Origin of the sequence: Streptococcus suis, assembly GCF_002964045.1 — a bacterium.
GTDB classification, from domain to species: domain Bacteria; phylum Bacillota; class Bacilli; order Lactobacillales; family Streptococcaceae; genus Streptococcus; species Streptococcus suis_U.
In genome coordinates this window covers 1-333 of sequence record NZ_POPB01000541.1, presented here as the reverse complement: position 1 = coordinate 333, position 333 = coordinate 1, and the positions used below count along the sequence as shown (strand labels likewise).

1 pseudogene is annotated in these 333 nt (G+C 33.9%); it reads right to left on the bottom strand.

Annotated elements, in window-relative coordinates:
• Positions 1 to 333: pseudogene (locus C1E99_RS12595) on the bottom strand (polysaccharide biosynthesis protein); the annotation flags it as partial.

Here is a 333-nt window from a genome sequence, read left to right as displayed (position 1 = left end):
TCTTTCTTGACAAATTTCTCTGTAATCAATGGAATAGCAACACTTCCCAAACTCAGTGAAATCCCAATAATCATCATCGTAATCTTACTTGGATTGGCAGCCATATATGAATAAAGTTCCAAAAGTTCCGAATTACTGTAATCCGTAATTCTTTCCATAACACGAATAAACGTGACTTGGTCAATAAACTGCAATAATTGAATCGTTAGACCTAAAATGATAATTGGAATCGCATCTCGAACAGTTTCCTTAATAAGTTGACCTGTATCCAAAGAAATCTTTTGTTTCTTAGCATGAAGCAACTTACCAAGGTAACCTTGTTTCCATAAAGTA